This is a genomic window from Streptomyces tardus (assembly GCF_018101125.2).
GTDB classification, from domain to species: Bacteria; Actinomycetota; Actinomycetes; order Streptomycetales; family Streptomycetaceae; genus Streptomyces; species Streptomyces tardus.
Map to the genome: position 1 here is coordinate 2,753,654 of NZ_JAELVF020000001.1, position 19,369 is coordinate 2,773,022.

The 19,369-nt window shown below is 71.1% G+C and carries 17 protein-coding genes; 10 read left to right on the forward strand and 7 right to left on the reverse strand.

The features are described 5' to 3' along the window. Positions 1-5: 5 nt before the first annotated feature. From JGS22_RS11795 to JGS22_RS11805, 3 genes are all read right to left on the reverse strand, one after another. Entirely contained in the window at positions 6-734 is a 729-nt protein-coding gene (locus JGS22_RS11795) for a tRNA-dependent cyclodipeptide synthase (protein WP_211041249.1), read from the reverse strand. 471 nt (positions 735-1,205) lie between these two features. Continuing rightward, the gene (locus JGS22_RS11800) at positions 1,206-1,667 is read right to left on the reverse strand and encodes a MarR family winged helix-turn-helix transcriptional regulator (RefSeq protein WP_211041248.1); all 462 of its coding nucleotides are present in this window, start codon (positions 1,665-1,667) and stop codon (positions 1,206-1,208) included. A gap of 298 nt (positions 1,668-1,965) precedes the next feature. Continuing rightward, positions 1,966-4,239, reverse strand: coding sequence for a heavy metal translocating P-type ATPase (locus JGS22_RS11805; protein WP_211041302.1), 2,274 nt, complete (start codon positions 4,237-4,239; stop codon positions 1,966-1,968). Positions 4,240-4,515: 276 nt separating this feature from the next. Between JGS22_RS11805 and JGS22_RS11810 the strand changes: the two genes are divergently transcribed. Together JGS22_RS11810 and JGS22_RS11815 are read left to right on the forward strand one after the other, a co-directional pair. Next, on the forward strand, positions 4,516-5,538 hold the full coding sequence (locus JGS22_RS11810; protein WP_236073125.1) for a DUF8832 domain-containing protein: 1,023 nt from the start codon (positions 4,516-4,518) through the stop codon (positions 5,536-5,538). 53 nt (positions 5,539-5,591) lie between these two features. Next, entirely contained in the window at positions 5,592-6,158 is a 567-nt protein-coding gene (locus JGS22_RS11815; protein ID WP_211041301.1) for an AAA family ATPase, read from the forward strand. A gap of 160 nt (positions 6,159-6,318) precedes the next feature. Here JGS22_RS11815 and JGS22_RS11820 read toward each other — a convergent pair whose 3' ends face one another. Further along, entirely contained in the window at positions 6,319-6,942 is a 624-nt protein-coding gene (locus JGS22_RS11820; RefSeq protein ID WP_372454306.1) for a hypothetical protein, read from the reverse strand. 315 nt (positions 6,943-7,257) lie between these two features. Between JGS22_RS11820 and hemL the strand changes: the two genes are divergently transcribed. The 6 genes from hemL to ccsB all read left to right on the forward strand — a co-directional run bounded on the left by hemL (position 7,258) and on the right by ccsB (position 13,947). Then, a complete protein-coding gene (hemL, locus tag JGS22_RS11825; protein WP_211041299.1) occupies positions 7,258-8,577 on the forward strand; it encodes a glutamate-1-semialdehyde 2,1-aminomutase in 1,320 nt (439 codons plus the stop codon). A gap of 47 nt (positions 8,578-8,624) precedes the next feature. Next, complete coding sequence (locus JGS22_RS11830; RefSeq protein ID WP_211041298.1) at positions 8,625-9,338, forward strand: histidine phosphatase family protein; 714 nt, start codon at positions 8,625-8,627, stop codon at positions 9,336-9,338. 174 nt (positions 9,339-9,512) lie between these two features. Beyond that, on the forward strand, positions 9,513-10,163 hold the full coding sequence (locus JGS22_RS11835) for a TlpA family protein disulfide reductase (protein WP_211041297.1): 651 nt from the start codon (positions 9,513-9,515) through the stop codon (positions 10,161-10,163). A gap of 19 nt (positions 10,164-10,182) precedes the next feature. Continuing rightward, positions 10,183-10,974, forward strand: a complete 792-nt coding sequence (locus JGS22_RS11840; RefSeq protein ID WP_211041296.1) for a cytochrome c biogenesis CcdA family protein — start codon at positions 10,183-10,185, stop codon at positions 10,972-10,974. A 3-nt stretch (positions 10,975-10,977) separates the two neighbouring features. Next, positions 10,978-12,846 carry a cytochrome c biogenesis protein ResB gene (resB, locus tag JGS22_RS11845; RefSeq protein ID WP_211041295.1) on the forward strand — a complete coding sequence of 623 codons (1,869 nt, stop codon included), beginning with the start codon at positions 10,978-10,980 and terminating at the stop codon, positions 12,844-12,846. Positions 12,847-12,849: 3 nt separating this feature from the next. Further along, the gene (gene ccsB, locus JGS22_RS11850; protein WP_211041294.1) at positions 12,850-13,947 is read left to right on the forward strand and encodes a c-type cytochrome biogenesis protein CcsB; all 1,098 of its coding nucleotides are present in this window, start codon (positions 12,850-12,852) and stop codon (positions 13,945-13,947) included. Between the two features lie 142 nt (positions 13,948-14,089). Here the strand turns inward: ccsB and JGS22_RS11855 are convergent, their stop codons facing one another. Together JGS22_RS11855 and JGS22_RS11860 are read right to left on the reverse strand one after the other, a co-directional pair. Further along, entirely contained in the window at positions 14,090-15,430 is a 1,341-nt protein-coding gene (locus tag JGS22_RS11855; protein WP_211041293.1) for a polysaccharide deacetylase family protein, read from the reverse strand. A 154-nt stretch (positions 15,431-15,584) separates the two neighbouring features. Next, positions 15,585-16,007 (reverse strand): PLD nuclease N-terminal domain-containing protein, encoded by a 423-nt coding sequence (locus tag JGS22_RS11860; RefSeq protein ID WP_211041292.1) that lies wholly within the window; start codon positions 16,005-16,007, stop codon positions 15,585-15,587. A gap of 215 nt (positions 16,008-16,222) precedes the next feature. Here JGS22_RS11860 and JGS22_RS11865 point away from each other — a divergent pair, with 215 nt between their 5' ends. Next, a complete protein-coding gene (locus JGS22_RS11865; RefSeq protein ID WP_211041291.1) occupies positions 16,223-17,668 on the forward strand; it encodes a menaquinone biosynthesis decarboxylase in 1,446 nt (481 codons plus the stop codon). 83 nt (positions 17,669-17,751) lie between these two features. Next, the gene (gene mqnP / locus JGS22_RS11870) at positions 17,752-18,678 is read left to right on the forward strand and encodes a menaquinone biosynthesis prenyltransferase MqnP (RefSeq protein WP_211041303.1); all 927 of its coding nucleotides are present in this window, start codon (positions 17,752-17,754) and stop codon (positions 18,676-18,678) included. A gap of 63 nt (positions 18,679-18,741) precedes the next feature. Here mqnP and JGS22_RS11875 read toward each other — a convergent pair whose 3' ends face one another. Further along, positions 18,742-19,332 (reverse strand): TetR/AcrR family transcriptional regulator, encoded by a 591-nt coding sequence (locus tag JGS22_RS11875; RefSeq protein WP_211041290.1) that lies wholly within the window; start codon positions 19,330-19,332, stop codon positions 18,742-18,744. Positions 19,333-19,369: the final 37 nt, after the last annotated feature.

Below are 19,369 nucleotides of genomic sequence, written 5' to 3' on the forward strand. Positions count from 1 at the left end.
GTAGTTCAGATACCTGCGGATGCATCCTCGGTGACGGTCAGGTAGCCCTGGTGCGGACCCGCGGTGAGCGTGAACGACCCGGCGAAGATCCGCTCGCCGAGCTCCCACCGCTGGTGGTAGGCGAGCAGCGACTCCTCCACGCCGAGCAGTGCAGGAGTGTGCAGGAAGAAGGGGAGCTCGGCCAGTACGTAGGGGGCCGCGTGCTCGGCCTGCGCGGCGGTGACCGGGGTCGTACGGCCGTGCACCGTGCGCAGCCTTCCCAGCACGGCCTTGGCCGCCATTTCCAGACAGGCGCCGCGGAAGGCGGGGTCGCGCTCGTACGCCGTGGTGGCGAGCGCGAGGAAGCGGCGGTAGGCCGACTGCTCCTCGAAGTCGGAGATCTGGTGGACACCGATCTCGCCGCTGCGGACGTTGAGGCGGACCAGCGCCTCCTCGACGGACCGGCGGTTGCGGCGGATGGCGCGCCGGGCCTTGTAGCGGGCCTTGCCCTCGGGAGTGCCGAGCGCCTCCAGCTGGAGTGCGGCGGTCCGCTCGCCCGCGAGCAGTACGTCGACCCGGGCGAAGGCGGCGTGCGCCCAGCGCACCAGCCGCGCGATGTAGGCGTCCGAGAACCGGCTGTTGAAGGGGCTCACTCCCAGCAGCACATGCCTGCCGCGGCGGTGGATGTCCCGGCAGTTGTCGGTGGCGGGAGAGGTCAGGAAGCTGCTGGTGTCCGCGTGGACCGTCGTGGACATGGGGCCATCCTCTCGGCGGGGGCATCTGGCCGGAGCCGCGCGGTGTGCCGCGGCGGGTGCGGTGCGGGTGTGCGGAGGTGCAGGGCGCGCGGTGCGGGGAGTTGCGGTGCGGGGAGTGCGGACAGCTGCGGGTGGGTGCGGGTACGGGTGCGGCGGTATCGGTGCGTGATGCGGTGCTGACGAGTCGTCAATCGAGCGCGTGTTGCGGGGAGTTGCTGGGCTCGCGGGGTACGGGAAGTGGCGTACGAGCGGTGCATGGGGACGTGCGGGGGTGCTGGCTGTGCGGGTACGAGCGGTACGAGCGGTACGGGGCCTGCGTGGTGCTGGCGTGCGGGCGTACGGGTGGTGCCTTGCGGTGCGGACGTACGAGCAGTGCGGGGCGTTGCGTACGAGCGGTGCGGGCGTACGAGCGGTGCGGTGCGGTGCGCGGGGCGGGACCCGGGTGGGTGCCGGGACGCCCCCGACGGGCCGTCAGGCGCCGTGCGGGTCGGTGAAGAGATTGCTCTCGACGAAGCGGCGGAAGATCTTCACGAAGACGGCCACCTCCTCCTCCGACCACTCGGCGAGGTAGTCGCCGATCAGGGAGGCGAGGCGTTCGCGCATGACCGTGACGGCCTCCTGCCCGCGGGGCGTGAGGACGAGCAGGGTGCCGCGGCTGTCGCGGGGGTCGGTCGTGCGCGCCAGGAAGCCGTAGTGCTCGAGCGTGGTCGCGCGGCGGCTGACGACGGAGCGGTCCACGCTCACGTCCTGGGCCAGCTCCGCGGATGTGCAACTGCCGCGTCTGGCAAGGCCGCTGATGACCGGATAGGTGACCTCGTCGATGCCTTCACCGACGCCTCTGGTGAGAGCTCCGTACACCCGGGATCGCATGTCGCGCCGCAGCAGCACGGTGAGTGCCTCCGACACATCGGCTCCGTAGCCCCCGTCTTCCATGCCGCCCAACTTAGCGTGCCCTGTGCACGCTTAGCCGTGCGTGCACAGGACTGTGGCAAGTGTCACGTCGTCGTGCGGGCGGGTCGCACCGCCGGGCTCCCGGCGTGTGGGTAGCGCGCCCCGGCTCTCCCGCGCGGTGCGCCCCGGTACGGGAGGGCCGGCACGCCCCCGGTACGGGAGGACCCGCCCGCCTCCGAACCGCCGACCCGGCCACAGCGGCCACGGGCGGGCGCACGCGACGGCGGCCCCGAACTCCCGTCGTGCGGTGGGGAGTCGGGGCGCCGGTGAGGTGTGCGGCTCAGTCGTCGAGCGCCCTGAAGCGGCGCAGCCGCAGGCTGTTGGCGACCACCGAGACCGAGGAGAACGCCATCGCGGCTCCCGCCAGCATCGGGTTGAGCAGCCCGGCCGCGGCCAGCGGCAGCGCGGCGACGTTGTAGCCGAAGGCCCACACCAGATTGGAGCGGATCGTCGACAGCGTGCGCCGGGACAGCCGGATCGCGTCGGCGGCGGCCCGCAGATCACCCCGTACGAGGGTGAGGTCGCCGGCCTCGATCGCCGCGTCGGTGCCGGTGCCCATCGCCAGTCCCAGGTCCGCCTGGGCGAGCGCGGCGGCGTCGTTCACCCCGTCGCCGACCATCGCGACCGAACGGCCCTCGGCCTGGAGGCGTTTGACCACCTCCACCTTCTCCTCCGGCAGCACCTCGGCGACGACCTCCTCGATGCCGACCTGCGCCGCGACGGACTCCGCGACCGCCCGGTTGTCCCCGGTCAGCAGGATCGGGGTGAGTCCCAGGGCCCGCAGCCGTGCGACGGCCTCAGCGCTGGTCTCCCGGACCGCGTCGGCCACTTCGAGCAGCGCGCGCACCTCGCCGTCCCAGGCGACCAGCACGGCCGTACGGCCCGCCGCCTGCGCCCGCTCCCGGGCCGCGACGAGCTTCGCGGGCAGCTGCAACGACCGTTCGCCGAGCAGCTGTTCGCGTCCCACCAGCACCGTGCGGCCCTCGACCGTGCCGCGCACGCCCAGCCCCGCGACACCCGCGAACTCCTGCGGCGCGGGCAGCTCGCCCACCCGCTCGGCCGCCCCGGCCGCGACGGCGCGCGCGATCGGGTGCTCCGAGGCGTGCTCCAACGCCCCGGCGAGCCGCAGGACTTCGCGCTCCTCCTCGCCGTCGGCGAGCGTGACGCCGAGCAGGGTCATCGTCCCGGTGGTCACGGTGCCGGTCTTGTCCAGCACGATCGTGTCCGCCCGACGGGTGCTCTCCAGAACCTCCGGTCCCTTGATGAGCACACCCAGTTGGGCGCCGCGCCCGGTGCCGACCATCAGTGCCGTCGGGGTCGCCAGCCCCAGCGCGCACGGGCAGGCGATGATCAGCACGGCGACCGCGGCGGTGAAGGCGGGAGTGAGGCCGGCGCCGCTGCCCAGCCAGAAGCCGAGAGTGGCGAGCGAGAGCAGGATCACCAGCGGTACGAAGACGGCGGAGATGCGGTCCGCGAGCCGCTGTGCCGCGGCCTTGCCGTTCTGCGCGTCCTCCACCAGCCGGGCCATCCGGGCCAGTTGGGTGTCCGCGCCCACCCGGGTCGCCGCCACGACGAGCCGGCCGCCCGCGTTGAGGGTGGCGCCCGTGACTCCGTCGCCCGCTGCGACCTCCACCGGCACCGACTCGCCCGTCAGCATCGAGGCGTCGACCGCGGACGAGCCCTCGACCACGGTCCCGTCGGTGGCGATCTTCTCGCCGGGACGGACCAGGAACCGGTCGCCCACCACCAGTTCGCCGGTGGGGATCAGCCGCTCGCGGCCGTCCCGCACCACGGTGACCTCCTTCGCGCCCAGCTCCAGCAGCGCCCGCAGCGCGGCACCGGCCTTTCGCTTGGAGCGGGCCTCGAACCAACGCCCGGCCAGGATGAAGGTGGTGACGCCGGCCGCCGCCTCCAGGTAGATATTGGCGGCGCCGTCCCCGCGCGCGACGGTGAGCTCGAAGGGATGCGTCATCCCCGGCTCGCCCGCGGTGCCGAAGAAGAGCGCCCACACCGACCACAGCAGCGCCGCCGAGGTGCCCACCGAGATCAGGGTGTCCATCGTGGCCGCGCCGTGCCGGGCGTTGGTCCAGGCGGCCCGGTGGAAGGGCAGCGCTCCCCAGACCACCACGGGGGCGGCGAGGGTGAGCGAGAGCCACTGCCAGTAGTCGAACTGGAGGGCGGGCACCATCGCCATCGCGACGACCGGCACGGACAGTGCGATCGACACCAGCAGCCGCTGCCGCAGCGGGCCGAGCCCGTCGGCCTCCTCGCCGCTGTCGACCGTTCCGCCGCCCGCCGTCCCGCCGCCGCCGGCGGTGCTCGGCTCGGGCGGGGGCGCGGCGGTGTAGCCGGCGGCCTCCACGGTCGCGACGAGGTCGCCCACGGCGACGCTTCCGTCGTGACTCACCCGGGCCTTCTCGGTGGCGTAGTTGACGGTCGCCTCGACGCCGTCCATGCGGTTGAGCTTCTTCTCGATCCGGGCGGCGCACGAGGCGCAGGTCATGCCGCCGATCGTGAGCTCGACCTCGGAGGTGTCCCGGGCTGTGGTCGTCATTTCCGCTCCTCGTACGTCCTTTCAGGATGTCACTGCCGCGGACGCGCTCGTGTCTGCGTACGCCGGGCCCGGTGAGGAGCCCGCGATCCGCGGGCTGTCCGGACACTGCCCCGTGAACATACCCGCAGGGGGTATTATTCCCGGCCTCCCGAATGCGAGTGCATACCCCCGTGTCGTATGCGTCGTCCGAGTGGGGAGCTTAGCGCTCTTATACCCTGAGGGGGTATCCTGAACTGCGCGGAGCACGCTTCGCGCGGTCATTCGAAGGAGTACGGGATGAACACCGGAACGAAGATTGGCGCCTTTTCGGGCGCCCTCGCGGTGACCTTCGGCGCCGCCTACGGCGTCGGGGCCGCGGCGGGCCCGTTCTCGACGGAACGGCCCGAGGCCCCGTACGGAACCGACCACGACGCCGAGCGCGAGGACCGCGACCAGGACCGCGACCAGGGTCGCAGCGGACACGGCAGCGGACCCGGCGGGGCCCGTGCGGACACCGCGCCCGGCGGGCTGGAGATCAGCAAGCAGGGGTACACGCTCGACCTCCACACGCCGAGGATCACCGCCGGCGAGCAGAAGGAGTCCGAACTGCGCTTCCGGATCCGCGACCGGGGCGGCGAACCGCTGACCTCCTACGCCGTCGAGCACGGCCGGGAGCTCCACCTGATCCTTGTCGACCGCGACCTCGACACCTTCCGCCATCTGCACCCCGCCCGCGCCGCCGACGGCACCTGGAGCACGGACGTTTCGCTGCCGCAGGCCGGGTCCTACCGGCTGTTCGCCGACTTCAGGCCGGACCGCAAGGGCGCCGAGCCGCTCACGCTCGGCGCCGATCTGGCCGTCGCCGGCGCGTACGAGCCGGTCGCACTTCCCGAGCAGTCCGCCGTGTTCGCGCTGAAAGACGGCTACCGGGTCGCCCTGGACGGTAAGTTGACCCCCGGCCGCCCCGAGCAGCTGACGCTGCGGGTCAGCAAGGACGGCGAGCAGGTCACCGACCTCCAGCCCCATCTGGGCGCGTACGGCCATCTGGTCGCCCTGCGCGTCGGCGACCTGGCGTACCTCCACGTCCACCCCGAAGGCGAGCCCGGCGACGGCAGGACCGAAGCCGGGCCGGCGATCTCCTTCTCCGCGACCGCGCCGAGCGCAGGTGCCTACCGGCTCTTCCTGGACTTCCGCCACGAAGGCACCGTCCGCACCGCCGAGTTCACCGTTTCGGCCGGCCCCGGTCGGGACGGCGCGGAGAGCCACGACCGCCCGCCGCAGGACCGGGGCCGACCGCAGGACCAGCACCAACACCACTGAGCCGCGGGCGCGCCGTCGCGTCCGCGGCCGAACTCCACGGAGGTAAACGGCAGATGACCGGTACGGCGGGTTCGCGCATCGTGTTCACCGGAGGCCCGGGCTCGGGGAAGACCACGCTGGTCGAGGCCCTGGCCGCCCGCGGTTTCGCCGTCGCGCCGGAGGCCGGTCGGAGTGTCATCCGCGATCAGCTGACGGTCGACGGGCCGGCGCTCCCGTGGCAGGACGCCGCGCTGTACACGGAGTTGATGCTGGCGGAGGCGCTGCGCGCACATCGCGCGGTGGAGCCGGGCGCACGGCCGGTCTTCTTCGACCGCGGCGTGGTGGACGTCTACGCCTACTGCCGGCTCCGCGGTGCGGCCCCGGCAGGTCATCTGCGCCGTGCTGCGGCCGAAGTCCGCTACGACACTCGGGTGTTCCTCGCGCCGACCTGGCCGGAGATCTACGTGCGGGACACCGAACGGCGCCAGTCGTACGAGGAGGCGGTCCGCACCGAGGAGGCGTGCGCCGCGGCCTATCGGCTGCACGGCTACGAGGTCGTCCCGCTGCCGCGCGCCACGGTGACCGCACGCGTCGACTTCGTACTGGCCGCGCTCAACCCGCCCCGCACACCGGGCAACTGAGGACGGCACCACCCGGGCCCGCGCTCCCGAAGCAGACCGTCGTACCCCCGAAGCCACCCTCGCCCTCGAGGCAGAACCCTCGCCTCCGAGGCAGAACCCCTCGCCTCCGACGCAGGGCCGCGCCCAAGCGCCCCGGTGCCGCCGGGAGTTGGCCGGGCTGCTACGGCCAGACCAGGCAGTACGGCTGGTGGCCGGCCTCGTGCAGGCGGTGGCTGAAGTCCTGCCACTCGCCGAGGAGTTTGTAGACGTCGAAGGCGTCCCGGGGGCCGCCGCGGTCGGGGACGGTGGACCAGATGAACGCCGCCGCACCGACCGACTCCTCGCCGACGCCGCGCAGCGGATCGACGACGGTCGTGGGCAGCTTGACCACCGCGTAGTCGGGGTGGAGGACGACCAACTCCAGTGGTGGGACGCGGTGCAGAGGTATGCCCTCTATACCGGTGAGCACCATCGCCGCGACCGTTTCGGGCTTGATCTTGGTGAACAGCCCGCCCTGGCCCAGCTCGTCGCCGCCGAGCTCCTCCGGGCGCATCGAACGGGGAACGCGGGCCGCCGTCGCTCCGTCGGGTGCGCCGAAGTACTTGTAGGTCACCCCCACGAGGCTGCCACCCCTGCTGTTCTCCGTGCTCGACCTGTCGCCGGACCTGTTGCCGGATCCGTCGACGGGCCCGTCGTCCGACCTGTCGGGGGACCTGTCGTTCGACCTTCTGCCGTCTGCGGCGTTTCTCCGGTGTCTGCCGCGCGGAACGCTCTCCGGCCCGAGGTCACCCGAGCCGTCGCCCAGCCCGCCTCCGCGCTGCATGTCACCACCTGCACTCGTTCGCGGCCACACCGCGCGACCCGGTCATCGTGTGTCAGAGACCTCCCCCCGATCCGACGGGCGAAACGCCCCGCCGTCACCGCGCGCGGCGCTCTGACACCATGGCTTGTGTGAGCTGTCCCGACCCGGCACCAGTTTCGCAGATCGGCGCCCCGGAGAGGCACAGCTTTCGGCAGCCGGTTCCGGTTGCCGGCTTGCGCGCGTCCACCGGTGGGGATCTTCGTCGAGAGTAACCGCCCGGGCGCGGCCGAGTGTCCGTATCAGCAGGTCAGGAGCAAAGTGCCTTATCCAGTTGAAGCCCCGGTGTCCCAGTCGCTCTTCGACCGCGCCGACCGGGTCACCCCGGGCGGTGTGAACTCTCCGGTGCGGGCGTTCCGCGCCGTGGGCGGAACGCCTCGCTTTATGGTCTCCGGTTCCGGTCCCTGCCTCACCGACGCGGACGGCCGTGAGTACGTCGACCTCGTCTGCTCCTGGGGCCCGATGATCCTCGGCCACTCCCACCCGGCCGTGATCGAGGCCGTACAGGCCGCGGTCGCCAGGGGCACGTCGTTCGGTACGCCGGGGGAGGGCGAGGTCGAGCTGGCGGAGGAGATCGTCGCGCGGATCGCGCCGGTCGAGCAGGTGCGGCTGGTGTCCTCCGGCACCGAGGCGACGATGTCGGCGATCCGGCTGGCGCGCGGCTTCACCGGACGGGCCAAGGTCGTGAAGTTCGCGGGGTGTTACCACGGCCACGTGGACGCGCTGCTGGCCGCGGCAGGGTCGGGCGTCGCCACCTTCGGTCTGCCGGACACCCCGGGCGTCACGGGTGCGCAGGCCGGCGAGACGCTGGTGCTGCCGTACAACGATCTGGACGCGGTGCGCGCCGCGTTCGCCGCGCACCCGGGCGAGATCGCCTGTGTGATCACCGAGGCGTCGCCGGGGAACATGGGCGTCGTTCCGCCCGGCGAGGGCTTCAACGCCGGGCTGAAGCAGATCTGTTCGGAGAACGGCGCGCTCTTCGTCTCCGACGAGGTGATGACCGGCTTCCGCGTCTCGCGGGCCGGTTGGTACGGAATCGACGGTGTGTCACCTGACCTGATGACCTTCGGCAAGGTCATGGGCGGCGGCTTCCCGGCAGCTGCCTTCGGCGGCCGGGCCGACGTCATGGCCCACCTCGCCCCGGCCGGACCCGTCTACCAGGCCGGCACCCTCTCCGGGAACCCGGTCGCCACCGCCGCCGGTGTCGCCCAGCTCCGGCAGCTCGACGCGTCGGCGTACTCGCGCGTCGACGCCGCCGCGGACGCCGTACGGGCCCTGACCGCCGAGGCGTTGGAGAAGGAGGGCGTCGCGCACAGCCTGCAGAGCGCCGGCAGCATGTTCTCCGTCTTCTTCACGCCGGACGGCGCGCCGGTGACGGACTACGCGAGCGCGAAGACCCAGGAGTCGTACCGCTTCACCGCGTTCTTCCACTCGATGCTCGCCGACGGTGTGTACCTGCCGCCCTCGGCCTTCGAGTCCTGGTTCGTCTCGGCGGCCCACGACGAGCGGGCGATCGAGCGCATCGCCGCCGCCCTGCCGGCTGCCGCACAGGCCGCCGCGCAGGCCGAGCCGGCGGCGTGAGCGACCCCGGCGACGTGTCCACAGCAGCCACCAGCGGAGCGGAACTCATGAGCAGCAGCACCACTTCGGGAGCCGGCACCGGTGTGCCCGACAAGACCGTCACCGTCGTCCACCTGATGCGCCACGGCGAGGTCGACAACCCCGAGGGCGTCCTCTACGGGCGGCTCCCCGGCTACCACCTCTCCGAGCTCGGCCACCGGATGGCCGAGCGGGTCGCCGAGCACCTGGCGGGCAACGACATCACCGCCGTCGTCGCCTCGCCGCTGGAGCGCGCCCAGGAGACCGCCGCGCCCATCGCCAAGGAGCACAGCCTCGACCTGACGACCGACGAGCGGCTGATCGAAGCCGGCAACGTCTTCCAGGGCAAGACCTTCGGTGTCGGCGACGGCGCGCTGCGCAAGCCGGGCAACTGGAAGCATCTGCGCAACCCCTTCCGCCCGTCCTGGGGCGAGCCGTACATCGAGCAGGTCGTACGGATGAAGGCCGCGCTCGACGCGGCGAAGGACGCGGCACGCGGCCACGAAGCGGTGTGCGTCAGCCACCAGTTGCCGGTGTGGACGATCCGCAGCTTCGTCGAGCGCCGGCGCCTCTGGCACGACCCGCGCAACCGCCAGTGCACCCTCGCCTCGCTGACCAGCTTCACCTACATCGGCGACCGGATCGTCTCGGTCGCCTACTCCGAGCCGGCCCGCGACCTGGTGCCCGCGCACCTGCTGGCCGGCGCCAAGCCGGTCAAGGGCGCCAAGGGCTTCGGAGCCTGACGCGGGGTGTGCACGTCCGCCGGTACGGAAGGGCACGATCCGTACCGGCGACGCGGCGCACGCTGCCCCGGATCCCTGCCCGGTGTACGGCGGCCCGGCGTTGTTGACCAGCCAGGACGATCGGGACACGGGGGGCGGGGCGGACCGCTTCAGGGTGCATGCGAAACTTTTCACATGAGTCTCCGTCGTACCCCCCGGCGCCTGCCGAACCGCCGCGCCACCATGTACGCGGCGGTCGCGGTGAGCGGGGTCGTACTGCTCTCCGGCTGCGGCGCTGAGGACAAGCCGTCCTCCGACGGGGAGGACAGCCAGTACCTGGCCGGCACCGGCCGGGTGACCACCGTGCCCAAGGAGGAGCGGCAGAGCGCCCCGGACCTGTCCGGCGAGACGGTCGACGGCGAGCAGCTCAAGCTCTCGGACCACGAGGGCAAGGTCATCGTCCTCAACGTCTGGGGCTCGTGGTGCCCGCCCTGCCGCAGCGAAGCCCCCGGCTTCGCCAAGGTCTCCAAGGAGATGGAGAAGGAGAACGTCCAGTTCATCGGGATCAACACCAAGGATCTCGACGTCGCCAACGCGAAGGCGTTCGACCGGACGTACGGCATCACCTACCCGAGCTTCTTCGACCCGAGCGGCAAGCAGGTGCTCCGCTTCCCCAAGGGCAGCCTCAACCCGCAGACGATCCCCTCCACTCTGGTCCTGGACACCGACGGCAAGATCGCCGTGCGGGCGCTGAAGGACCTCAGCGAGGAGGAGCTGCGCGAGATCCTGAAGCCCGTCGTCGCGGAGGCGGGCGGCGCCGAGCCGCCCCCGGCGGACGCGAAGTGAACCCGGGAAGCGGCACCGCATGCAACTGACAGCAGCAGCCGCGGGCCCCGAGCTCGCGCTCCTGGCAGCCGCGCCCAACGAGACCGTGCTGAGCGGAGCCCTGCTCCTGGCGCTCCCGGTCGCGGTCCTCGGCGGACTCGTCTCCTTCTTCTCGCCCTGTGTGCTGCCGCTCGTCCCCGGCTATCTGTCCTACGTCACCGGCGTCGGCGGTACGGACCTCGCGGACGCCCGGCGCGGGCGGATGCTCGCCGGGGCGCTGCTCTTCATCGCCGGCTTCACCGCGGTGTTCGTCTCCGGCGGAGCCCTCTTCGGCTACTTCGGCTCGACGCTCATGGAGCACCGGGACGTCATCTCCAAGGTGCTCGGAGTGCTCACGATCCTGCTGGGTCTGAGCTTCATGGGGGTCATCCCGCTCTTCGGTCAGCGCGAGTTCCGCATCCACAAGAAGCCGGTGCTGGGGCTGGCCGGGGCGCCGATGCTCGGCGTGCTGTTCGGCATCGGCTGGACGCCCTGCTTCGGCCCGACGCTGGTCGCGGTCCAGGCACTGGCGATGAACGAGGGGAGCGCCGGTCGCGGTGCGCTGCTGATGGTGGCGTACTGCCTGGGTCTGGGCCTCCCCTTCGTGCTGGTCGCGCTCGCGTTCCGGCGGGCGCTCGGGGCCTTCGACTGGGTCAAGCAGCACTATGTGTGGGTCATGCGGATCGGCGGGCTGATGCTGATCGCCGTGGGTCTGCTGCTGGTCACCGGAGTCTGGGACCGCATCGTCTACGACATCCAGGTGTGGTCGAGCGGCTTCACCGTGGGGATCTGAGCTATGAGCGACACCACTGACAGCAACGGCACCTCAGGGTCCAACGGTGCCGGTGACACCGACGGCACCGCAGGCACCGACGGCACCTCAGGCACCGGCTCCGCGGACGTCACGGCGCGCACCGGCTCCTCGGCGGCCACCGACTCCGGCTCCGCGGAGGAGGCCACCGAGGCGGCGGCGCAGTCGCAGTTGAGCACGGCGCCCGTCGAGGAGGCGCCGAGCGGGCCGAAGCTCTCGCTGTTCGGCTGGCTGCGCTGGTTCTGGCGACAGCTGACCTCGATGCGGGTGGCGCTGCTGCTGCTTCTGCTGCTCTCCCTCGCCTCGGTGCCCGGTTCGCTGATCCCGCAGCGCAACGCCAGCCCGTTCCGGGTCGCCGAGTTCCTCCAGAACAACCCGAAGCTCGGGCCGGTCTACGACAGGCTCCAGCTGTTCGACGTCTACAGCTCGGTCTGGTTCTCGGCGATCTACCTGCTGCTGTTCGTCTCGCTGATCGGCTGCATCGTCCCGCGCACCTGGCAGTTCGTCGGGCAGCTGCGGGCGAAGCCGCCGAAGGCCCCGAGCCGGCTGAAGCGGATGCCCGCGTACACCACCTGGCGGACGGAGGCCGAGCCGGCCGAAGTCCTCGGCGGTGCGCGGAAACTGCTGCGCGGGAGTCGCTTCCGGGTCGCCGACGGCGAGGGTTCGGTCTCGGCGGAGAAGGGCTATCTGCGGGAGCTGGGCAACCTCTGCTTCCACCTCGCGCTCATCGTGATGCTCGTCGCGTTCGCGGTGGGGCAGCTCTGGAGCGTCGAGGGCGGCAAGCTCGTCGTCAAGGGCGGCGGCTTCGCCAACACCCTGACCCAGTACGACGACATCAAGTCCGGCGCCCTCTACGACTACGACGACCTCGACGGCTTCGGCTTCACCCTGGAGGAGTTCCACTCCAGCTTCGAGGAGAGCGGCCCGGAGCGGGGCACGCCTCGCGACTTCCGCGCCGACATCAGTTACTGGGAAGGCGCGGACGGGCCGGAGAAGAAGGCGTCCATCGAGGTCAACGAGCCGCTGACGGTGGGCAGTTCCAAGGTCTACCTGCTCGGTCACGGCTACGCCCCGGTGGTCACGGTCAAGGACGGCAAGGGCGACGTCGCCTTCCGCGGCCCCGTTCCGTTCCTGCCGCAGGACGGCGACCCCAACCTGACTTCCCAGGGCGTGGTGAAGGTCACCGACTACCAGGACGCCAAGGGCAAGAAGGAGCAGCTCGGTTTCGTCGGCATCTTCACCCCGACGTACGGGATCGACGAGGTGCGCGGCCCGCACTCGACGTTCCCCGGGATGAAGTACCCGGCGATCTTCCTCTCCGCCTACCGCGGCAACCTCGGCATCGACACCGGACTCCCGCAGAGCGTGTACCAGCTGAACCAGCGCGGGATGGAGCCGTTCGAGACCGAGGACGGCGACATCCTGCGCCAGAGCCTGCGACCGGGCGAGACGATGGATCTGCCGGACGGCGCCGGCTCGCTCACCTTCGAACGGGTCGAGCGCTGGGCGACGTTCCAGATCTCCCAGAAGCCGGCCAGCGGTTGGGCGCTCGGCGGTGCGCTCGTCGCCATCGGCGGCCTCGCCGCCTCGCTCTTCCTCCAGCGCCGCCGGGTCTGGGTGCGTGCGTATGCGGGCGGGGACGGGCGTACCGTCGTGGAGATGGCGAGCCTGGGACGCAGCGAGTCCGCCAAGGTGCCGGAGGAGCTGGGCACCCTGGCGGAGCGCCTGCGCGCCGGTGCGGCACCGCTGCCCTCCGCACCCGAGCGGGACGCCGACGACGGCCCCGACGACACCAGTGACCACGACGACTCGGTGGGTCCTTCTGCCGACGACGACGGCCCACGAAGGAGCTGACAAGTGAATCTCGCCGCAGCGGACAACCAGTCGCTCGCCGACCTCAGCCGGGTGCTGATCCTGTCGGCGATGGCGGTCTACACCTGCGCCTTCGTGGCGCACATCGCCGAGTGGGTGTTCGGCAGTCGCAGCAGGGTGGCCCGTACGGCCGCCGCGCTGGCACCGAAGAAGAAGTCGCCGTACACCCGGCCGACCGAGAAGGAGACCGAGGCGGCGGCGGGCGCCGGCACCACGGTGCTGGAGAAGCCCGAGGTCGTCACCCGCTCCGCGCTCGGCGGCCGTCCAGATCTGCCGGACGGAACCGGCGGCGGCGCCGGAGGCGACGAACAGGGGGACGTCTACGGCCGGGTCGCCATCGCGCTGACCGTCCTCGCCTTCGCCCTGCACGCCGCCGGCGTGCTCACCCGCGCGTTCTCGGTGACCCGGGCGCCGTGGGCCAACATGTACGAGTTCTCCATCACCTTCTCCATGGTGATCGTCGGCGCCTACCTGGTGCTGCTGGCGGCGAAGAAGAACGTGCGCTGGCTCGGTCTGGTGCTGGTCACCACGGTGCTGCTCGACCTCGGTCTGGCCAACACAGTGCTCTACACCGAGAGCGACCAACTGCCGCCCGCGCTCGACTCGGTCTGGCTCTGGATCCACGTCTCGCTCGCCATCCTCTGCGGCGGGCTGTTCTACCTCGGCGCGGTCGGGACGATGCTCTACCTCTTCCGGGACAGCTACGAGAACAAGCTGGAGCAGGGCGGCAAGCCGGGCGGTTTCGCCACCTCCGTGTTGGAGCGACTGCCGTCGGCGGCCTCGCTGGACAAGTTCGCGTACCGGATCAACGCGGCGGTCTTTCCGTTCTGGACCTTCACGATCATCGCCGGCGCGATCTGGGCCGAGGACGCCTGGGGCCGCTACTGGGGCTGGGACGCCAAGGAGGTCTGGTCCTTCATCACCTGGGTCGCGTACGCGGGTTACCTGCACGCGCGGGCCACGGTGGGCTGGAAGGGCCGCAAGGCCGCGATGCTCGCGATCGTCGCCTTCCTCTGCTTCCTCTTCAACTACTACGGCGTCAACCTGTTCGTGAACAGCCTGCACAGCTACAGCGGCGTCTGACCGAGCAGTCCGACGCGCGCCGGCCCCCGCCCGCGCCTCACCACGCACGACCCGTACGACGGCCCGGCGGAAGACTCTCCGCCGGGCCGTCGCGCCGTCGCGCCGAGTGCCGTACGGGCGGCCGCGCGCCCGTACGCCGTGCTCACGGTGCCTGGGCACCCGCTCCGTCGGGCTGACCGGACGCCCCCTCGGTGGCACCGGCCGTTTCACCGCCCGTACCGCCGGTGGTCTCGCCGCCCGTGCCGCCGCCGAGGAAGGTCTTCCAGCCCTCGGCGGGCGCCTGGCCCACGTTCAGCCCGCGCAGCTTCGTCAGCACCGCGGGGTCCTGGGCGTCCAGCCAGTCCACCAACTGCCGGAAGGACACCATGCGCACGTCCTTGTGGCCGGATTCGGCGATCCGCCTGATGGTGTCCTCGACCGCGTCCATGTAGATGCCGCCGTTCCACTCCTCGAAGTGGTTGCCGATGAACAGCGGCGCCCGGTTGCCGTTGCAGACGCGCTCGAAGCCGCCGAAGTACGCGTCGGTGGCCTGCTTGCGCCAGGCAGGGTAGTTCTCCGGCGGACCCTTGGTGGAGGCGTCGGACTGGTTGGCGAGGATGTTGTAGTCCATCGAGAGGACCTCGAAGCCCTTGCCGGGGAAGGGGATCGACTGGAGCGGCAGGTCCCACACCCCCTGCTTCTTCGCCGGCCAGATCTGGAGCCCGCCCGAGGAGCTGGAGTCGTAGCGCCAGCCCAGCTCGGCAGCGGTCGGCAGCAGGTTCTCCTGGCCGAGCAGACAGGGCGTACGGGCGCCGATCAGCTCCTTGCGGTAGTCGAACGGCAGCGGCTCCAGATCGTCGAACCCGGTGTTGGTCCGCCACTTGTTGACGAACTCCACCGCCTGGTCGATCTCCGAACGCCACTGCTGCGACGTCCAGTTCTCCACCGAGCCCTGGCCACCGCAGAAGTGGCCGTTGAAGTGGGTGCCGACCTCGTGGCCCTCCAACCAGGCCGCACGCAGGTTCTGCAGCGTGAGCTTGATGTTGGCGTCCTTGAGGTACCCGATGTCGGAGGCACCGACCGGGTTGTTCGGCGGTTTGTAGAGCTTGGCCTTGGACTCCGGCAGCAGATAGAGGCCGGAGAGGAAGAAGGTCATCGCCGCGCCGTGCTCCTCGGCCACCTTCCGGAAGCGCGGGAAGAGGCCGTTGCCCACTTCGCCGGCGCCGTCCCAGGAGAAGACCACGAACTGCGGCGGTGTCTCGCCCGGTTCGAGCCGGCGCGGCTTCTCCGGCTGGTTCGGCTGCGGTCCGGTGTCGGCCGTGGAGCCGTCGCCGATCGGCTTGGCCTGCTCCTTCTTCCCGCCGTCGCCGTCCTGGCCGTCTCCCTTGCCGGGCTTGCCCGAGCCGGACTCGTCCCCTGTGGAGCAGCCGGCGACCCCCATGGTCATGAGGGCGGTCGCCCCCACACCGAGCAGGACCCGTCGGCTTATCCCGCCATCCGACATGTACGTGTTCCCCTCACAACGGTGCAGATCTCTCGTGCAGGAGAGGATCGCCGCCGGAGGGGTCCGGGTTCCAGAGCGGGAGCGGATTTGCGGAAACTTTGCTGGGCCCGTCAGGCCGTTGAAAGTGGTGCGAGGGGCGGGCGCGGAACCCGGGTCAGCTCTTGGAGGGCGGGGGAGGAGTGTCGTCGGGGCCGCCGGTGTCGCCCTTGCCCTTGCGGTTGCGGCGGAACTCCTCCTCCCAGCGGTCGAGGGACTCCTCCGCGTCCGGCTTGCGGGCCTGGCCCCCGCCGGAACCCGAACCTTCGTCCTCCCGCAGGGACTTCAGGAAGTCCGGGTTGTCGTCCGGCGCGACCCAGCGACGCTCGTTCGCCTTGGTGGAGCCGTACGCGGTCTTGCGGGGGCGGCCCACCGCGAACCAGGCGATCGGCCCGATCAGCACCTGGCCGAAGAGCAGGACGATGATGACCCACATCACCTTCGGCAGCTTGCGCACCTCTTTCTCAGGGGTGTTCAGGCAGTCGATGAAGGCGTAGATCCACACTGCCAGGACCAGGAGGAACGGCAGGTACTTGATCATGGGGAACGCTCCTCTGGTACGTCCTGCTGCGACCGCGCTACCAGTCCAGCGTAATGGGCGCACCGCCCCGACGGGGCACGGGTACGGACCGGACTTTCCCGTACCGCGGGTCACGAGCCGGACATCGGCCCGTCCGGGGCCGCCGCGGTGGTCTCCGAACCGCCAAGGTGCTCCCGGCCACGGACGGGTCGGCCCGGTAGCCGATACTGGGTCGTATGGCTTACGACGATCTCCGCTCGCTGCTGCGGGCGTTCGAGCGCGACGGTGAACTGAAGCGGGTCAAGGCCGAGGTGGACCCCCACCTGGAAGTCGGCGAGATCGTCGACCGGGTGAACAAGGCCGGCGGGCCCGCCCTGCTCTTCGAGAACGTCAAGGGCTCCTCGATGCCCCTGGCCATGAACGTCTACGGCACCGACAAGCGCCTGCTCAAGGCGCTCGGGCTGAAGTCGTACTCGGACATCAGCGACAAGATCGGTGGGCTGCTCAAGCCCGAACTGCCGCAGGGGTTCGTCGGTTTCCGGGAGGCGTTCGGCAAGCTCGCCGGGGTCAGCCACGTACCGCCGAAGAAGGTGAAGGACGCTCCGGTCCAGGAGGTCGTGACGACCGGCGACGAGGTCGACCTCGACCGGCTGCCGGCCACCTTCACCTGGCCCGAGGACGGCGGGTCCTTCTTCAACCTCGGCCTGACCCACACCAAGCACCCCGAGACCGGCGTGCGCAACCTCGGCCTCTACCGGCTCCAGCGCCACGACCGTCGCACCATCGGGATGCACTGGCAGATCCACAAGGACAGCCGCAACCACTACCAGGTCGCGGCCCGGCGCGGCGAGCGGCTGCCGGTCGCCATCGCCTTCGGCGCCCCGCCCGCGGTGACCTACGCCTCGACCGCACCGCTGCCCGGCGACATCGACGAGTACCTCTTCGCCGGCTTCCTCCAGGGCAAGCGGGTGGAGATGGTCGACTGCAAGACCGTGCCGCTCCAGGTGCCCGCGCACGCCGAGGTCGTCATCGAGGGCTGGCTGGAGCCGGGCAGAACGCTGCCCGAGGGCCCGTACGGCGACCACACCGGTTTCTACACGCCGCAGGAGGACTTCCCGGCGCTGACCATCGACTGCGTCACGACCCGCCGGCGCCCGCTGCTCCAGTCGATCGTGGTCGGCCGCCCGCCGACCGAGGACGGTCCGCTGGGCCGGGCGACCGAGCGGTTCTTCCTGCCGCTGCTCAAGATCATCGTCCCGGACATCGTCGACTACCACCTGCCCGAGTCCGGCGGCTTCCACAACTGCGCGATCGTCTCGATCGACAAGAAGTACCCGAAGCACGCGCAGAAGGTGATGCACGCCATCTGGGGCGCGCACATGATGTCGCTGACCAAGCTGATCGTGGTGGTGGACAGCGACTGCGACGTCCACAACCTGCACGAGGTCGCCTGGCGCGCGCTCGGGAACACCGACTACGCCCGCGACCTCAGCGTCGTCGAGGGCCCGGTCGACCACCTCGACCACGCCTCGTACCAGCAGTTCTGGGGCGGCAAGGCGGGTATCGACGCCACCACCAAGTGGCCGGAGGAGGGCTACGTCCGCGGCTGGCCGAACATGGTCCGCTCCGACCCGGACACCGCCGCCCTCGTGTCCGGGCGCTGGCGGGAGTACGGCCTGTGAGTGCGGCCGGCGGCTCCCCGTCCGGCGGCTCCCCGGGCGTCTCCGGCGACCCCGCCGGCGCCCCGGGCGGGCCCGCGGGGGCTTTGGGCGGGTCCGCCGCCACGGTCGGCGGGCCTTCCGCTCCGGCTGCCGGTGCCGGCGGCCGGGCACGTGCCTTCCTGCGCGTGGTGATGATCGAGCACTCGGTCTTCGCCCTGCCGTTCGCCTACATCGCCGCGCTCACCGCGATGTACCGGGACAGCGGGTCCGTGCACTGGTGGACGCTGCTGGTGGTCACGGTCGCGATGGTGGCGATGCGCACCTTCGCCATGGCCGCGAACCGGATCATCGACCGCGAGATCGACGCCCGCAATCCGCGCACCGCCGGGCGGGAGCTGGTCACCGGGGCGGTGTCGGTGCGCACCGCGTGGACGGGCGCGCTGATCGCGCTCGCCGTCTTCTTCGGCGCGGCGGCACTCCTCAATCCGCTCTGCCTGATCCTGTCGCCGCTCGCGGTGGTGCCGATGGTGGTCTACCCCTACGGCAAGCGCTTCACCGACTTCCCGCACGTCATCCTGGGGCTGGCCCAGATGATCGGCCCGGTCGGCGCGTGGTTCGCGGTGACCGGCAGCTGGTCCTGGGAGGCGGTCGTCCTCGGCCTGGCGGTGGGTGTCTGGATCGGCGGCTTCGATCTGATCTTCGCCTGTCAGGACGTCGAGGCGGACCGGGGCGAGGGCGTCGGCTCGGTGCCGGCGCGGTTCGGGGTCGCCGCCGCGCTGTACGCCTCCCGCGCCAGCCACGTCGTGACGCTCGGCATGTTCGTCTGGTACGGCCTGCTCACGGATGCGGGGCTGTTCTTCTGGGCGGGGCTGGTGATCGTCGCCGGGGCGTTCGTCTACGAGCACTCGCTGGTGCGGCCGGGCGACCTCTCCCGGCTGACCCGTGCGTTCTTCACCGTCAACGGCTTCATCGGGATCGCGCTCTTCGTCTGCGCGCTGGTCGATCTCGTGGCGCGCGGACTGACTCCCTGAACTGCCGGGCGCGGTGCCGCGCCCGTTCCGAGCCCCCGGCTCCGCCTTCCGCGGTCCGGGGGCTCAGCCGTTGCGGTTGAGCAGTCCGCCCTCCAGCAGCCGGACCACCCTGGCGATGGCCTGGTGCTTGCTCAACTTCCGCTCGCCGACGGCTTCCAGGCCGGCCATCATCGAGTACCAGAGGATGCGCACGAACCAGTCGTCGTCGATCTCCGGGTCGAAGTAGCCCTCCTGGCGGCCCCGGTGGAAGAGCATCCCCACCGGGATGTGCGACGCCTCCCAGGCGCGTTCGTCCCAGTCGAGCTCGGAGTGCTCCAGCTCGTTGAAGAGGAAGCCCACCCGCGGGCCGAGGTCGAACATCGCGGGCACCAGCCTGTGCAGCGCCTCCTCGGGCGTGCCCGAATCCAACTCGGCCTCGACGAAGGCGATTTCGGTCGCGCGTGAGGCGTCCCTGACCAGGGCGCCCACCAGGGCGGACCGGTCGGGGTAGTAGCGGTGCAGTGTGCTGCGGCCGACCTCGGCGGCCTTGGCGATCTCGCTGAACGGCGCGTTTCGGTCCTGACTCATCACGGTGACGGCGGCGTCCAGAATCGCCCGGCGGGTGCGGGAGGTGGTGCCGGGGGTCTGCGAGGTGGAGGAAACCGATCGAGCCATGACGGGGATGATACGCAGCCTGCCCCATGGAGAGACG

Excerpts from the sequence above, each read along its gene's own strand:
- JGS22_RS11795 (WP_211041249.1), bottom strand. The coding sequence starts at position 734 with ATGTCCACGACGGTCCACGCGGACACCAGCAGCTTCCTGACCTCTCCC.
- JGS22_RS11800 (WP_211041248.1), bottom strand. The coding sequence starts at position 1,667 with ATGGAAGACGGGGGCTACGGAGCCGATGTGTCGGAGGCACTCACCGTG.
- JGS22_RS11805 (WP_211041302.1), bottom strand. The coding sequence starts at position 4,239 with ATGACGACCACAGCCCGGGACACCTCCGAGGTCGAGCTCACGATCGGC.
- JGS22_RS11810 (WP_236073125.1), top strand. The coding sequence starts at position 4,516 with ATGAACACCGGAACGAAGATTGGCGCCTTTTCGGGCGCCCTCGCGGTG.
- JGS22_RS11815 (WP_211041301.1), top strand. The coding sequence starts at position 5,592 with ATGACCGGTACGGCGGGTTCGCGCATCGTGTTCACCGGAGGCCCGGGC.
- JGS22_RS11830 (WP_211041298.1), top strand. The coding sequence starts at position 8,625 with ATGAGCAGCAGCACCACTTCGGGAGCCGGCACCGGTGTGCCCGACAAG.
- JGS22_RS11835 (WP_211041297.1), top strand. The coding sequence starts at position 9,513 with ATGAGTCTCCGTCGTACCCCCCGGCGCCTGCCGAACCGCCGCGCCACC.
- JGS22_RS11840 (WP_211041296.1), top strand. The coding sequence starts at position 10,183 with ATGCAACTGACAGCAGCAGCCGCGGGCCCCGAGCTCGCGCTCCTGGCA.
- resB (WP_211041295.1), top strand. The coding sequence starts at position 10,978 with ATGAGCGACACCACTGACAGCAACGGCACCTCAGGGTCCAACGGTGCC.
- JGS22_RS11855 (WP_211041293.1), bottom strand. The coding sequence starts at position 15,430 with ATGTCGGATGGCGGGATAAGCCGACGGGTCCTGCTCGGTGTGGGGGCG.
- JGS22_RS11860 (WP_211041292.1), bottom strand. The coding sequence starts at position 16,007 with ATGATCAAGTACCTGCCGTTCCTCCTGGTCCTGGCAGTGTGGATCTAC.
- JGS22_RS11865 (WP_211041291.1), top strand. The coding sequence starts at position 16,223 with ATGGCTTACGACGATCTCCGCTCGCTGCTGCGGGCGTTCGAGCGCGAC.
- JGS22_RS11875 (WP_211041290.1), bottom strand. The coding sequence starts at position 19,332 with ATGGCTCGATCGGTTTCCTCCACCTCGCAGACCCCCGGCACCACCTCC.